This is a genomic window from Butyrivibrio sp. AE2032 (assembly GCF_000702965.1).
The window spans coordinates 40,050-55,974 of the sequence record NZ_JNLF01000006.1 but is presented as its reverse complement, the minus strand read 5'-3'; the positions used below and the strand labels follow the sequence as shown (position 1 = coordinate 55,974).

Annotated in this window: 12 protein-coding genes; all 12 read right to left on the bottom strand. The window is 42.9% G+C overall.

Features of this window, described 5'->3' with window-relative positions; genetic code table 11:
- Nucleotides 1–91 precede the first annotated feature (91 nt).
- The 12 genes from BO18_RS28530 to rny all read right to left on the bottom strand — a co-directional run bounded on the left by BO18_RS28530 (nt 92) and on the right by rny (nt 15,851).
- Nucleotides 92–1,822, bottom strand: coding sequence for an ABC transporter ATP-binding protein (locus BO18_RS28530; RefSeq protein WP_034452032.1), 1,731 nt, complete (start codon nt 1,820–1,822; stop codon nt 92–94).
- Nucleotides 1,819–3,543 (bottom strand): ABC transporter ATP-binding protein, encoded by a 1,725-nt coding sequence (locus BO18_RS28525; RefSeq protein WP_034452031.1) that lies wholly within the window; start codon nt 3,541–3,543, stop codon nt 1,819–1,821. The genes BO18_RS28530 and BO18_RS28525 overlap by 4 nt, the downstream gene beginning before the upstream one ends.
- Nucleotides 3,544–3,593: 50 nt before the next feature.
- The gene (locus BO18_RS28520; RefSeq protein WP_255351006.1) at nt 3,594–5,183 is read right to left on the bottom strand and encodes an RsmB/NOP family class I SAM-dependent RNA methyltransferase; all 1,590 of its coding nucleotides are present in this window, start codon (nt 5,181–5,183) and stop codon (nt 3,594–3,596) included.
- Nucleotides 5,176–5,466 (bottom strand): STAS domain-containing protein, encoded by a 291-nt coding sequence (locus BO18_RS28515; RefSeq protein ID WP_034452029.1) that lies wholly within the window; start codon nt 5,464–5,466, stop codon nt 5,176–5,178. The genes BO18_RS28520 and BO18_RS28515 overlap by 8 nt, the downstream gene beginning before the upstream one ends.
- A gap of 25 nt (nt 5,467–5,491) precedes the next feature.
- Nucleotides 5,492–7,459, bottom strand: coding sequence for an ATP-binding SpoIIE family protein phosphatase (locus BO18_RS28510; protein WP_034452027.1), 1,968 nt, complete (start codon nt 7,457–7,459; stop codon nt 5,492–5,494).
- Nucleotides 7,456–8,355: a hypothetical protein gene (locus tag BO18_RS28505; protein WP_034452026.1), complete on the bottom strand. Its 900-nt coding sequence runs from the start codon at nt 8,353–8,355 to the stop codon at nt 7,456–7,458. The genes BO18_RS28510 and BO18_RS28505 overlap by 4 nt, the downstream gene beginning before the upstream one ends.
- Nucleotides 8,352–9,101, bottom strand: a complete 750-nt coding sequence (locus BO18_RS28500; protein ID WP_034452023.1) for a PP2C family protein-serine/threonine phosphatase — start codon at nt 9,099–9,101, stop codon at nt 8,352–8,354. Before BO18_RS28500 ends, BO18_RS28505 begins: the two co-directional genes overlap by 4 nt.
- Nucleotides 9,102–9,104: 3 nt before the next feature.
- Nucleotides 9,105–9,635: a hypothetical protein gene (locus BO18_RS28495; RefSeq protein ID WP_034452022.1), complete on the bottom strand. Its 531-nt coding sequence runs from the start codon at nt 9,633–9,635 to the stop codon at nt 9,105–9,107.
- A gap of 26 nt (nt 9,636–9,661) precedes the next feature.
- On the bottom strand, nt 9,662–12,865 hold the full coding sequence (locus tag BO18_RS33795) for a hypothetical protein (protein ID WP_051689273.1): 3,204 nt from the start codon (nt 12,863–12,865) through the stop codon (nt 9,662–9,664).
- A gap of 39 nt (nt 12,866–12,904) precedes the next feature.
- The gene (locus tag BO18_RS28485) at nt 12,905–13,744 is read right to left on the bottom strand and encodes a GNAT family N-acetyltransferase (RefSeq protein ID WP_034452020.1); all 840 of its coding nucleotides are present in this window, start codon (nt 13,742–13,744) and stop codon (nt 12,905–12,907) included.
- 66 nt (nt 13,745–13,810) lie between these two features.
- On the bottom strand, nt 13,811–14,182 hold the full coding sequence (locus BO18_RS28480; protein ID WP_034452017.1) for a metal-dependent transcriptional regulator: 372 nt from the start codon (nt 14,180–14,182) through the stop codon (nt 13,811–13,813).
- A gap of 121 nt (nt 14,183–14,303) precedes the next feature.
- Nucleotides 14,304–15,851: a ribonuclease Y gene (gene rny / locus BO18_RS28475; RefSeq protein ID WP_034452014.1), complete on the bottom strand. Its 1,548-nt coding sequence runs from the start codon at nt 15,849–15,851 to the stop codon at nt 14,304–14,306.
- Nucleotides 15,852–15,925 lie beyond the last annotated feature (74 nt).

Genomic DNA, 15,925 nt, shown 5'->3' with positions numbered 1-15,925 from the left:
CAAGGTCTAAAGCCTTGTATCTAGTTTATAGACATTTCGTGTGTTTGTAAATGGCATAATGACCCGGATTGTTTCGCACTACGTGCTGTCATTATGCGAACTGTGAATTGTAAAGCTCGTAGTAGAAGCCCTGTTTATCAAGAAGCTCAGCATGACTTCCCTGCTCTATTATGTGACCGTCCTTCATAACGAGGATCACATCAGCTTCCCTGATCGTAGACAGTCTGTGGGCAACAATAAAGCTGGTCCTTCCCTGCATCATCCTGTTGAAGGCTTTCTGGATCCTTATCTCAGTTCTCGTATCGATTGAGGAAGTAGCCTCATCCAGAATAAGCATCGGCGGAATATGCAGCATTACTCTTGTTATGCAAAGAAGCTGCTTCTGGCCCTGGGACAGATTTCCACCGTTTTCAGTGATAAGGGTATCATACCCATCAGGAAGTCTTTTAATGAAGCTGTGGGCATGAGCAGCCTTTGCTGCCTCTATGATTTCCTCATGGCTAAAGCCTTCCCTGCCAAGGGTTATGTTATCTCTGATAGTTCCATTTCGAAGCCAGGTATCCTGAAGAACCATTCCAAAATTCGACCTAAGTGTGCTCCTTCTCAAATCTCTGATATCGTAGCCGTCAATTTTTATGCTGCCCTTATCTACATCGTAGAACCTCATGAGCAGATTGATAAGCGTGGTCTTTCCACTACCGGTAGGACCTACAATGGCAACACGCTGGCCTTTCCTGATATTAAGATTAAGATCTTCAATAAGGCTTCTGCTCTTATCATAGGAAAAAGAAACATCAGCTATATCCACGTCTCCACGAGCCTCAAGGCCCTCTGGCGCAGATTCCTTATCAGGTATCTCAGATTTTTCTTCTATCAGCTCAAATACTCTCTCCGCGCAGGCAAGGGCATTCTGGAGCTCTGTTATAACGCCGGAAATCTCATTAAAGGGCTTGGTGTATTGATTGGCATAGCTAAGGAAAATCGTAAGTCCTCCGACAGTCATGCCTCCTGCTATACACACGAAGGAGCCAAACAGCGCAACAGCCGCATAAACAATGTTATTGATAAACCTGGTACTTGGGTTAGTCAGCGATGAAATAAAGGTAGCCATCACTGAAGCCTTCTCCAGATGATCATTGATCCCATCAAAGGTCTCCAGGTTCTCATCCTCATGGGCAAAAGCCTTTACTACAGAAAGATTCCCTATCATCTCATCAACAAAAGCTGTCTGATCGGATCTTGCTGTTGACTGCTCCTTAAAGAGCTTAAAGCTCCTTGTGGCCACAAACCTTGCAACCAAGAGTGATAAAGGAGTAAGCACCACAACCACAAGGGCAATCCTGAAATTCAGATAGAACATGAACACAAGAGTTCCCACAATGGTCACAATTCCTGTAAAGAGCTGTGTAAAGCCCATCAAAAGCCCATCAGCAAACAGATCAACATCAGCAATTATCCTTGATACGATCTCCCCTGTCTGCTTGTTATCCAGATATTCAAAGGGCAGGATCTGAAGCCTTGAAAAGGCATCCTTTCTCACATCCCTTACCACCTGGAAGGTTATCCTGTTATTAGCCCTGTTCATAACCCACTGGCAGATGGCAATCACCAGAACCGTTACAACGATCTGTAATATAGTTCCGGACAGAGACGTAAAGTCTACCTGCCCCTTGCCAATAAGCTTATCTATTGCATGTCCTGCCAGAATAGGAACATATAGGGATAAAAGAGCTGTCACAATAGCCAGCACCATTGAAACCACTATAAGGAAATGGTATCTGGAGGCATAACGAAGTACTTTTTTAAGTGTATTCTTCTTCATACTGCGCCCTCCTTTTTGTACTGGGAATCATAGATCTCCCTATAGGTCTCGCAGCTGTCAAGAAGCTCATCATGGGTTCCTATGCCTGCCACCTTGCCATCATCAAGAACGATTATCTTATCGCATCCCATTACAGAGGAAGCCCTCTGAGAAACAATAAAGGTTGTGGGCGGATTATCCATCGCTGCTATAGCCTCACGAAGCTTTTTGTCCGTGAGATAGTCAAGCGCTGAAGCACTGTCGTCCAGAATAAGAATCTCAGGCTTTCTCACAAGCGCTCTTGCAATAGTGAGTCTTTGCTTTTGGCCTCCGGAGAAGTTCTTTCCTCCCTGAGAAACCTCGTAGTCCAGCCCCTTTGGCTTAGACTCCACAATCTCTTTTGCCTGAGCTATGGTAAGAGCCTCAAAAATCTCCTGATCTGTAGCGTCATTCTTGCCCCATCTGATATTGTCCCTGATAGAGCCATGGAAAAGAACTGCCTTCTGTGGTACAACACCTATTCTCTCTCTAAGCGCCTCAAGACGGTACTCCTTGACGTTCCTTCCATCAAGGATAACCTCACCCTGTCTTGTATCATAAAATCTCGGGATAAGATTTATAAGTGTAGTCTTTCCGCTACCGGTACCTCCGATAACACCGATCTTTTCGCCTCTCATAATAGTAACGTCAAGGCCTTCAAGAGAATCCTCTGCATCCCCCTGATAGCGCATGGAAGCGTTTTTGAATACAATATGCTCTTTTGTATCCTTAAACTCAGTAACATTTCCATCTTCCATAGATGAGCGAAGTTCTAACATCTCTTCTACTCTGTTTCCTGAAGCAATTGCTTTAGTTACTGTAAGAATAAGGTTTGCAAACTTAATAAGCTCCACAAGGATCTGAGACATATAGTTATAAAGAGCTACTACCTGGCCCTGAGTCAGATCACCTGCCTCAACATGAAAAGAGCCTCTATAGATAAGAAAAGCTATCGCCAGATTGAGGATTGCGTAGGTCACTGGATTCATCAGTGCTGTGATCGTACCAACAAAGGTCTGAAGCTTCATTAAGGCTTCATTTCTGCCATTAAAGCTCTCCTTTTCCTTCTCCTCAAGTCCAAATGCCCTGATAACTCTCACACCAGTATGATTTTCTCTGGTGAGATTTAAAAGGCCATCCAGTCCGCCCTGAATCTGGCCATACCTTGGAATGCTCCATCTCATGATAAGTCCCACAACGAGGGATAAAAGAGCTATTGTCACAAGGAAGATAAGGGCCATCCTTACATTTATGGTAAAGGCCATGACCATGGCGCCCAAAACCACAAAGGGCGAACGAAGAAGTAACCTTATAGTCAGATTTACCCCCTGCTGAACCTGATTGATATCACTGGTCATGCGGGTGATCATAGCTGAAGTTCCGATTCTGTCTATATCTGTGTAAGAGAGCTTTTGTATATTATCGAAAAGAGCTCTTTTCACCTTCTTGGCAAAGCCCGCTGCAGCCTTAGCTGCAAAAAACTGGGCAGTTACTGCACTTACAAATCCCACAATGCAAAGAAGGATCAGGATAAGGCACATATGGATAACGTGGCTCTTATCTCCGCTTCCAATACCTTTATCGATCATGGACGCAATAACAAGAGGCACCATCAGTTCAAATGATGCCTCTAAAAGTTTAAACAAAGGTCCTAGTAAGGTCTCTTTTTTGTAATCTTTCAAAAAAACAAGAAGTTTTCTCATATCACATTTTCCTGTTCGATGCAAAGGCATTACTTACAGGAAATCCTTTATTAATAATTTATGCGCAAACCTTTGGGATAGTGATTCTTCAACATTCCTCCAGCTAGCTTTGCCCAGCCAACACTGTAGCCATCTGTGGTGATCAGGCACCAGCCTTTTTTCTTTTCCAGAAGTTTCATTTCCTGTTTGCGACTTTCACATCCGTTGTTATCGTTATCGGACACCCTTTCCATATCATTCATAATAGACGAAATTCTCAAGGTCTGTCCGTTCAGGTACTGCTGGATCTCTCCTGAATCTGAAGAAAGGTCAAAGTGCAGTTTAACACTATCTTCATTAAGATACAAGGCTAATGCATGAGAAGGCTCAAAACGGTCCTTTTTAACCGTGCCAAGGTGAAGTCCGGGGCGCATGACCTTAAGGCCCTTTATTCCTGGCATATTCTCAGGGCATAAATACAGCTGATCTCCAAAGCTGATCACAAGACCATCCAGAGCCTGATCAGTTTTCTCTTTACTATTTCTTTGTTTGTTCAAAGTTTCATCAAGAAACTCATTAAGTGGCTTAAGGGCTTCTTTCCTGGCAGCGATGTTGCGTCCACCGGGAACATAGTTCTTTTGTCCCTCTGTATTAAGGCTTCCATCTCTCTTAAAGACGCACATAAAGTGGCCTTCACCTTCTACTTTATGTGGCCAAAGGCGTACAGAATTTGAAACTTCAGAGAGCAAAGCTTCAGCATTGTCAGAAGCTTCAGGAATATTTTTCACAATATCCCTAACCCACTGAGGTCTTCCATTTTCCATTCCACCAACCAGTTCTACTTCCTCAGTATGGAAGTCCGGGTGGGATGCCAAAAATTTGAATACGTTCTCCTCATTCTCCTTGGGAGAAAACGTACAGGTGGAATAAACAAGTCTTCCTCCCGGAAGTAGCATCTTTGCTGCATTATTCAGGATCTCTTCCTGCCTTGAAGCACACAGCTCCACGTTTTCAGGACTCCACTCCCCGGAGGCATTTTCGTTCTTACGAAACATTCCCTCTCCTGAGCAGGGAGCATCCACCAGGATCTTGTCAAAGTATCCCTCAAATACCTCCGATAGATGTCCTGAATCCTCATTAAGAACAAGGGCATTGGGAACCCCCATTCTCTCTATGTTAAGGGACAGTATCTTAGCCCTGTCCCTGTTGATCTCATTTGTAACTAAAAGTCCTTTACCACAGAGCCTGTCTGCAATCTGGGTAGACTTTCCTCCCGGAGCTGCGCAAAGATCCAGAACTCTGTCCCCAGGCTTCGGGTCAAGAAAGTGAACCGGCGACATAGCGCTTGGCTCCTGGATATAGTAAAGCCCCGCCTCGTGATAGGGATGTTTTCCGGGAGCAGCTTCTTCACTGTAGTAGTAACCTCTTTCCTCCCAGGGTACTTGTTTTGGAATGACTCCGCCAGCCAAATCCAGGGCTTTTTCAAGGACAGCCTCGATTTCTCCTTCAGCTCTTTTCCCGACCTTCAGATAGTTCACCCTTATACCATGACTGTAATCATCCTCAGCAGAAAAGCTCTCTACAAATTCTTCATATTCTTTTTCAGAAAAAAGCTCCTTCATACTCTGAAGGAACTTTTCCGGTAATGCACTGTTATTCAAAGTTTACCCTCTTATCTATGCCCGTGGCAGAAAATACGTTAAAGATATTCTCCGGGGTATTTCTTACCACGAAATTTCCATTAGCCTTTTTGTGGGCAAAGACCACCTGTCTCACTCCTGAAGATGATATATACTCAAGGTCTTTTAAGTCAAGTACCAGGGTCCTGTCGTCCAGCTCAAGCTTTTCCAAAAGCAGGGTAAGCTCAGGTGTTGCCTGGGTGTCCAGCCAGCCTTCCAGGGCAATGACAATCTCTTTTTCTGATTCGCTAGTCTTAATTTTCATTTAGTCATCCTCCAATTACTTTTCTTTAAGTATCAAGTGTCAGTGAAAGGATATTTTGCCCCATATCCCTTCTGTAACTTATATTTTGTGTGTAGCGTTTGACAAGGTTGATACCCATTCCACCCTTATCAAGATCTTCAAACTCGTGCTTTGGACCATCATTCTTCAAAGGATCAAAGGGCTTTCCGTTGTCCATAAACCTGACGATGAGCTTATCATCTCTTTCTTCCCAGGCCAGATTAACACTGTCAGCCCCTGAATAATCCATTATATTCACATATATTTCTTCACAGGCAAGGACTGCATTCTTGGCCTTATCCTCATTGGTTATAACATGCATTATCGTTTCCTTCATCTTGGAAAATTCCTCAAAGGAAGCACCACCTTCCGTATCCTCTTTTCCCATATAAAGGGCCATGAGTCCTGTCATGTCATCAAACTGCTGAAGTCCTTCCTGATATTTAAGCACTTTTTCAATAAGTGTAAGAGTCTTTTCTCTTGCAGGGAATCCGACAGTGTCTGTATTTTCACTCATCTGAGCTATGAGCCTGTCAATTCCAAACTGCTTCTCATTTTTGTCGATAGCCTCTGTGATGCCATCGGTATACAGGAATATACCCTCTCCTTTTTTCAGGAAAAGAGTGTGCTCCTGAATATCAGCATCATCAAAAAGTCCAATAGCAAGCCCCGAATCCACCTTAAGCTCTTTTACCTCATCTCCAAGTAAAAGAGGTGGATTATGACCTGCATTTGCATAAGTCACCTTACCATCTGTAAGGTCCAGTATAAAAGCGAATACCGTAGCAAACATACACTCAGGATTGGATGCACAGATATAAGCATTAGTGTCATTCAGGGAATCAGCTACGCCCCGGCCGGCTCTTATCTTCTCCCTTATGGAGCTCTTGACCATCATCATGAAAAGAGCTGCTGACACTCCTTTTCCGGAGATGTCACCGATTATGGCACAAACTCTTTTCTCATCAAGGAAAAAGATATCGTAGAAGTCGCCGCCTACTTCCTTGGCAGGATGGGAAATTCCAAACAGGTCATATTCACTGCCCTTTATACCATACTTGTCGGGAACAATTCCCTGTTGGATCTTACGGGCAACATCCATCTGAGTCTTGTTCTGAACCTCATCGGCTGTTAGCTTTTCAATGTGCTCCATGTACCCGGTAATATCATTTACCATGGATTCGAAGCTGTCCTCGATATCAGTTATCTCATTTCTGGTAAGAGTCTTTCTCTTTGCGTACTTAAGGCTCCTGTGTTTGGAGAAATGCTCCATATTCCTGGAAAGCTTCTTTACAGGCTTAAAGATAAGTCGCTTTAAAAGAGCCCTGGCAATAAGCATGGAAAACAAAACAACAACTCCCACCAGCACCCAGGACCTGACCATCAGAACAACGAAGAGTCCTTTAATAACACGATAATTGTAGTCAACCTCAAGAAGAGCTTCTATTTTTCCCTCATCATCCATAAGCGGGAATATCCAGGCGCAAATATTGTCATTAAGTTCTTCCCTGAATTCGTAGCATCCTCCGCGATCTCCGGCAAGAGCCTGTCTTTCTGCATCTGTAAGTGGTTCATCATCAGTAATTCCATAGTGATATTCTTCCCAGTACTTTTCGTCAAAGCCCTCTTCACTTCCGGAAAAAAGAATGTAATGGCGCTTCTCATTCTGATCGACAGTATATACAAAGATGTACTGAAGTTCTGACTCCCGGCAGATGTGGGTAAATCTCTTTTCAAGCTCCGACCGGATTTTTTTGTCAGCAATCTCGTCTACATTTTTAACTGAGCTGAATATGATCTCTTCTATACCTGCTGCAGCAATTTTAGCCCCGGCCTGGCTTTCATCAATTGCCATGTCCTCGAAGTAATCCTTACTGCTCCAGGAAAAGAAGGAACAGGTGATAAAAAGTGCCACCAGCACAATGAAGGACATCCCGATCATCAATGGAATTCTGGGTTTTTTGAGTTTCTTCAAAACTTCCTCCGACTATTTTCAGAGTCTAACTTCCACTGGCTCTTAATGTTTATATTATTCTGATAGGGATAGCCTATCTTTTCCTCAGTAAAGAGCGCCAGAGGCACATCCTCAAATTCAATGTCAGTGCTTTCAGAGCTTTCCGAAAACTCTTTTGATGCGCTGTGAACTTTCCCTGTTATATCCAAAGAGTATTCCTTATCAAGGAGTCTCTTAATAAGCGGAGTTATGGATTCATTGACCTCCAGCATTGAAATCCTGTCATACACCTCCAAAAGCCTAAGGGATAACAGTTCCCTGGCAAAGCCCTGGGTGGCTGCCATGACAAATTTGGGGTTACTTCCCACCATGCTGAACAAAAGCTCAATGACAATCTCTTTCCCCTGGGTGGAAGCAAGAATAATTGACTTTGGCCTCCTTGCTTCATCATAAACAATGCAGCTAAGATCTTCATCGAATCTATCTATGTCATTGTCACCGATTATGATCTTCTCCTTGGAGAGAAGGTCGATAGCTTCCTGAGCCTGATATAGAATAAGGTCTCTGAAGGGAATGTACTCCACATCCGGGAAATCTATGTCGATAGACTTTTTTACACCCTTCGAAGCAAATAGATCTGTTGCAGAAACAGACAGTATATTTACAGAGTTTGAAATCTTGAAGCCATCCTCCTGTAGCTGTTCTTCAAGGCTTGTGAGGTCAGATTTATAATCAAAGTTGATCCGCTTAACATTCCGGGAAATGGCCAGAGCCTCAGCAGCCTTTACAAGGTTGTAGCTTTCAGGAACCGTCATTATCCTGGCATTATTGTCAAAGAATTTTATGATGATGGCATTTTTATTCTCATCAAGGATCCTGACTCTTCCATCATGCAAAGCACTTTTAAAGAATTTCATGCTCTTTCACCTCCACTTCTCTGGAGGCACAGGAAAGTAGCATCCTCATTTAATTCAGCTGTTCCAACATGTTCCTGAAGGTCACTTTGCAAAAGAGCTATGGTCTCCTCTGCATTTTTTCCTTCAGTACTCTTAAAAGCTTTTATGAGTCTTGTACGACCATATTCTTTTCCTTCGGAGTTCATGGCATGAACAACTCCATCCGTAAAGAGAAGAAGTTTCTCTCCCGGTTCAAGTTTTATTTCAAAGCTCTGATACTTCATCCCCTCCATTACGCCCATCAGGTAGGATACGTTCTCTTCATAGGAAAAGACATGTCCCTCTGAAAGAACCAGTGCCTTTTCATGTCCGGCGTTTATAACCTTAAGTGTTCCTGTAGAAATCTCATACACTCCATACCAGGCGGAAAGGCAAAGATTGTCATCATTATCCCAGCACAGAAGGTCATTTACAGCCTCAATCTTGTCCTCAATGGAGTCATACATCATTAGATTACTGTGAAGATAGATCTTGAACGCAACCATATAAAGAGCCGCTGCATCGCCTCCGTCAAAGACATCAGCCAGGACTATTCCTATATGGTCCGCATCAATTCTATAAAAATCATAGTAATCTCCGCCCACCTGTCTTATCTCCAGGGAATCCGCAAAGATATCCAGATCAGGAACATCAGGAAAAGCCGGATAAACTCCGGGCATCAGATGATATTTAAGTTTTATGGCCATGTTGTAAATATCAGAATTCATATTTTACTCCAAAGGTGAAAGAGAAAGAACAACGTTTTTAGCAGTTCTTTTGCCTTCCTTAACTTCAATAAGGTAATAAGCATACTGCTGAACCATCTGGATAGTTATTCCCATGGTCATGTCGACAAAATCAGCCACCTGCTCTTTAGGAAGATCAATGGGCATCTCATAAGCATGCTTGTAGACCAGGGTTCCGGCCACAGGGTCAACTGCAAAGGCTCCTGTCATAACATAGGTGTTAATGGAAGCCACTGCGGCACAAAGTTCATTCATAGTGTCATCAGGCAGCTCCTCGGAAATGGTGATTAGATTTACGAAGTACTGAATCTCCTCACCTTCTTTATTAGGCAGGAAGAAAAATTCACCGGTGGAGGTAAGTCCGTCTACTGCAACCTCCTCTAAGAGCACTGTAAGAAACTCCACGTTATAACCATCTCTTTCTGACAGCTTTGCCGGAACAAACTCTTTTGTAAACTCCTCTTCAATTGCTGAAAGAATCTCATGTCTTTCCTCATAAAGCTTTTTTAAATCCATCCTTAGCTCCTCCTTCTAAAGGGCTTTTAACAAACAAGTTTTCTAACAATATCTGATACGGTAGGAATTGTATTATTGGGGTCAACAGAATCAACCTTACATTTAAGTCCAAGACCTTTTATCATAGCCTCGCACATATCAGCGTTACCATCATTATTTTGGACACTGTCACGAAGATATCTTGCATAAAGAACTGAGATTTCCTTGGCTGCATGTCCGGGAGAATAGTAGCCATTCGCAGCTGCAACTTTTCCCCGGAGCTGCTCTTTCATCCTCTCCTCCTGATCCTTGGTGAGTGGTCTGAAGGGATGAGCGCGATTGTACTTTTGCTTTTCTGCATCTAACATCTCGTCAATTTCATAGTAGCCATCAAAAAGAGCAAACTTCATTTCTTTTGCATATTTTCTGTCAAAGGCCTTCGCGCCAATTCCTACTCCAACAGCAATAAGCGCCGGAATAAGAGTAAGTCCAAATGTGGCAACTGATGCAATAACAAGGGCAGATGCCGTTACAGAACAAGCAGCAGTAATCCCAGAACTAACTGTAGAAGCATGCTGTCTTTTAGCAAGCTTTTCGTTAAGCTTAAGCATTCCATCCCTGTATTTGTCCTTGCCTCCCTTTTGTCTGGCTAATTGGGCTGCCTTCCCCCTGTAATAGGAATCTCTAATTTCAGATGCTCCCTTAAATACAGCTACAGCAGTATCTGCACCGGCGACGACGACTCCCAAAAAAGGAGAAGCCACTACCCTTGCCACTTCATTTACAGCAGTTCCCGCATAGGTTGTCATTGCAACAACATCAGCTGCACCCCTTACTGCTTTTTCGATTGTACTTGCGATGGCAGTTGATTTTGAAAGCAAGTCAATAGTTGAAATAGACTTCCTCTCCTCATATAGCTGCATCGTAGCAATTATAGAAGTGATAAGTCCTCCAACAGCCTCAAGGCCTCCTGCTCCGCCATAGAAGACTCTATCCAAAACACTTTCATTTCCGGCAAAGTCTATGATCTCACTCTTCTTCCAGTACACAAGATCTTCCCACAAAGCTGGGTTTGCCCCTGTTGTAAGAGAAGAAAAGTACTCTGCCGGTTCTCCCGCCATTGAGTTAACGTCTTCCTTACTTACAGCTTTCCCGGTTCTTCCCTGATAATCACGCAGATCCTGAACTGTATGCGCAATCGCATGCATGTGGGTTTGTGCTTCTGTTTTCAGCCTGGCAAGAGCAGCCTGATCAACAACATTTTGATGAAAATATCCAGCATTACTACTTTTATTCTCTTCAATTCGCTTTAAAATATCATAAGTGTTACGAGCATTTATAAGCATAAGACGTAAATGCTCATGAAACTGCTCCTTTGGAGACATATTGCTCATATCTTTAGGCTGAGCCTGGGCAGCACTTATCTGCTTTTGTGAACCGTCTTCGTTATAGCCAAAATATTCCTCTGAAGCTTTTAAAATGGGCTTCGACCTGGAAGCAATAGCCATAGCCTCAGTAAGCTTATTCCAATAAATATAGCTTCCGGAAAAACGAAGATAGAACTTTGCTTTGCTAGCAATAATGGCTTCTTTAAATGCCTTCACATTAGGAACATAGTCTATCTGAGAAAAGGCCAGACCACTTTGGTCAGGAGTTATTCTCTCTTTCTTCTCAACAAGATAGTAGGCAAAAAGCCTCTCCCTCTTGGACATGGCCATAAGTTTTCCTGCAATATCAGTCCTGTCAGAAATAGAGCGGGAACCAAACATCTTGAACCATCCGCCATTTCTGATATTCCTTATTACCCAGGTATCAATCCTTGAAAGTCCTTCAAGCTGTTCCTTACTTAGACTCTCGTTGCCAAAGGTCTCCTTCTCCTCATTGTCTTTTTTCATGAGGTTTCGGACAGCCATCTGACGTTTCAGACAACGGTACTCCCTTAAGAGAAGCCTCTCATCAGCAGGGAGATCTGTAATGACATTGTTCTGGAAATAGATCAGAATATCCCTCTCACAGGTTTTGATGGCATTCCATTTTTTTACAAGCTTCTCATCATCAGTAGTAATAAGCTCCTGATCAATCCTGGAACAATAGACGAAGTATGCTGCTGTAAATCTTTTTATATTCTTATATGCAAAATCCTTCTCTTCCTTTGAAGCAGGAATGTTCTTTTCAGCAAGATCAATATGGTTTGCATTTGCCAGCTCAACGGTGACGTAATCCATTCCATTGAGAAGTTTGTCAACATCATCAAGGCGCTCCTTGGCTGATCCCTTGTTCTTTGACCTGTTCTCCTGAAGGAATCTGTCTGCAGCTATATATGCAGCCTGGAATAGATCATATTTTACATCATCAAGGCTAATGTCCCCTGTACCGATATCATCAAATATATCTTTTGCAGCTTCAAGCGCTTCCTGAAGCTGTAAAAAAGCCTCTGATCTATCATCAGCCCGGCCTCTAAGAGCATCTGCAATATTATTAAGCCCCAAAGCCATAGGTGTTCTGACCCTAAGCACAGGAGCCTGGGCTACAGGTTGCACAGGTACGGGAACAGGCCCCGGTACAGGTACCACCACAGGAGCAGATACATGCGCCACTCTATGAGCAGAAGCTGAACTATCAGCATGTATTCCAGTAGTGCTGGAGCCTTCATCATCGTGATTTTTTCTTCTCTTCAGGGCTCTTACAGCACGGGATGACTTATGTTGCGGGCCGGTGGTGGAGCTGCCTCCGTCGTCATCCTCGTCTTCAGAATCAGATTCAGAATCAGATAAATCTTCTAACTTTTTGTCATCCTCTTCTTCCTCTTCCTCTTCCTCTTCTTCCTCTTCCTCTTCAGAGTCAGAATCATCATCCTCATCTTTCTTTTTCGATTTTTCCTTGGGTTTCTCCTCTTCCTCTTCTACTTTCTCATCTTCTTCGTCGTCATCGGTGTCTGAATGCGCAGCTTTAACTAAAACCCCATCGTCTGAATCCACAGGCTTATCACCAAGCTTCTCCTGCTCAGATTCGGCAAGTTCTTTCCGAGCTTCCAGCATTTCATCTTTTTCAAATTCATCATCATCTACTTGTCCTGAAGATGATGAAGAGGCAGGTTCTTCATGTTCTCCTACAGAAAAAATACTGCTAAGATTTTCTTCCTCTTCCTCATGTTTTTCAACTAATCTGCTCTTTTCAGCGTCTTCCTGAGAGCGAATACGCTTTGCCTGTCCAGTGCCATTTCTTTTTTTAATTGGTTCTTTTGGAAACATATCTTCATTCCTTTACTGAATCCAAAACAGCAGTGACAATTAGAATTTCTTTGTTAGAAGAACCGCCTTTCTTTCCTCTATTGTAGGAAAGAAAAGTCTGAGCCATTCATTTATATCCTTATCATATTCAATTAAGACTCTGTCCTTTAGCCTGATCGATCCACGCAAATTGTAAAAAGCATTTCCCAGGAGACTATTAAGGATATTCTTATCGTTGGCCTCCAAGAGGAAAGGACTGATAACCTTACCTGATCTGTTAAAGGCCAGCATACCGATGCATTTATCATGTTTCTCAACAAAGCAACTAATGGGTTTGTTGGCTGAGAGAATCGTATCCAGGTCATCATAGCCTATTGACTTTGCATAATCCGTGATAATATCCGGAGTTGCCTTTGAAAATGGGATCGCAGCCCCGGAAAAGGATTCAATCTCCTTACGCTTTTCAGGCGTAAATGCCTTCAATAGCTCTTTTCCCTCAATGCTATATGTACCATCTATACTACTTGACTTATCGAAGCCTGAGGAAAGCAGGTAATCGGAAAGCTTTTTCATGGAAAAGTTGTAGGTGAGCTGATCATATATCTTGCATTCTAAAACTTTGATTTTGTTCTCCTGAAGTTCACTATATAGGTGATCTAAAAGAGCCTTCCCTATTCCCTTTGACCTGAAAGTCTTTGAAACGAAAAGCCAGGTCAAAAGGGAAGCCTTTCCTCCAATCTGATACTGAATTACTCCAACTATCTCTTTTCCCTGATCTTGATCTACAGCAACTTCCGTAAAAACATAAGGCGTTCCAATCCCGGCCAAAATATATGAAGGCGCCAGATCTTTGATAGTCCCAGCCTTATTTCTGGTCAATTTTTCAAACGTTAATGACATATTGCCCTTTCAGACAAAAAACACCTAAGAGATCTTCCATATTGAAAGTTCCCTTGGGTGTCTTTTTTAATCTTCTTTATGCTCTTTAATGTATTTCTTTATGCCCTTAAAAGTCTGTGGGCTGATTATGTGCTCTATTCTGCAGGCATCAGTTTCCGCGATCTCAGCGTCAACACCGGCGGTCATCATAAGGAAGGTGGTGAGATTGGTGTGCTTCTCATAAACCTTTTTGGCCGTCTTAAGCCCCTCATCGGTGAGATTAAGTTCACCGGTATCATCCATAGTAAGAAGCCCCTGGTCCTTTAAAAGCCCCACGGCCCTTGACACACTGGGTCTTGAGAACCCCAGCTCATTAGCAACATCTATTGAACGAACAACACCTTTTTTCTTCTTTAGAAGGTAAATAGTCTCAATGTAGTCTTCACCTGATTCGTGCATTATAACCCCCTATACATTCAACAATACATAAATATACTACTTATAAAAGTATACCATAACAACACAAAAAGAGACTACCCTTACGGATAGTCTCTCATTCATTTCTTTGAAAACTAAATCATTACTTGGCGAAGTCTGTGGCTCTGCTCTCTCTGATGATATTAACCTTGATCTGTCCGGGATATTCCATCTCGTCCTCGATCTTCTTGGCAATCTCACGAGCCATGATAACCATGTCTTCGTCTGAAACCTGCTCAGGAACTACCATTACTCTGACTTCTCGGCCAGCCTGAATAGCGAAGGAGTGATCAACACCCTTGAAGCTATTAGTGATATCCTCGAGTTCTTTTAATCTTGATGTGTAAGTCTCTAATGTCTCTCTTCTAGCACCAGGTCTAGCTGAAGAAATTGTATCAGCTGCCTGTACAAGAACTGCTATAAGTGACTGTGGCTCTACGTCGCCATGATGAGCCTCAACTGCATTGATTACAACCTGAGATTCCTTATACTTCCTGCAGATATCTACACCAAGCTGAATATGTGAGCCTTCAAGCTCATGGTCAACAGCCTTTCCGATATCATGAAGGAAACCGGCTCTCTTTGCTACACGGACATCAAGTCCAAGCTCAGATGCCATAATTCCGCAGAGCTGTGCTACTTCAACAGAATGCTTCAAACAGTTCTGTCCATAGCTTGTTCTGAACATCATACGTCCAATGATCTTGATAACTTCAGGATGAAGTCCGTGAACACCTGCCTCGATAGCAGCATTTTCACCTTCCTCTTTGATCTTGGCAGCAACTTCCTTCTGTGCCTTCTCGACCATTTCTTCAATCCTTGCAGGATGGATACGTCCATCTACAATAAGCTTCTCAAGAGCTATTCTAGCTACTTCTCTACGAATAGGATCAAATCCGGAAATAACTACAGCCTCCGGTGTATCATCAATAATAAGGTCAACACCAGTCATAGTCTCAAGGGTCCTGATATTACGTCCTTCTCTTCCAATGATACGACCCTTCATCTCATCATTGGGGAGCTGTACAACAGATATGGTAGTCTCGGAAACGTGGTCTGCAGCACATCTCTGAATTGCATTTACTACGATTTCCTTAGCTCTCTTATCTGCCTCTTCCTTTGCCTCAGCTTCCATGTTCTTGATCATGATAGCTGATTCGTGCTTCACATCATCTTCAACGATCTTTAAAAGATACTCTTTTGCCTGCTCGGAGGTTAAGCCAGAGATTTTTTCAAGTTCCTGTAGCCTCTGTTCACTCAGTTTCGCAACCTCTTCACTCTTCTTGTTTAAGTTCTCCTCACGGGCACTTAAACTCTGCTCTCTTCTCTCGATCGCTTCGGATCTCTTCTCGACATTTTCCTCTTTCTGCTGGATACGTCTCTCGGCACGCTGCAGTTCATTTCTGCGATCCTTGACTTCTTTCTCCAGATCATTACGTGTCTTAAGTGACTCTTCCTTAACCTCTAAGAGCTTTTCACGCTTTGTATCTTCAGCAGTCTTGAGTGCTTCGTCGATGATTTTTCTTGCCCTCTCCTCTGCACTACCGATCTTACCATCTGAAACCTTCTTGTGATAGTTAGATGCTAAAACCCAGGTAATAAGAGCAGTGATGACAAGAGTTGCTACTACTGCAATAATAACATGAGTCATTACAGGAGCACCTCCTTATTAAGTTTTCATTGTACAATATTTTGTATATCGAGCATTAAAAATGCACCCTAGTA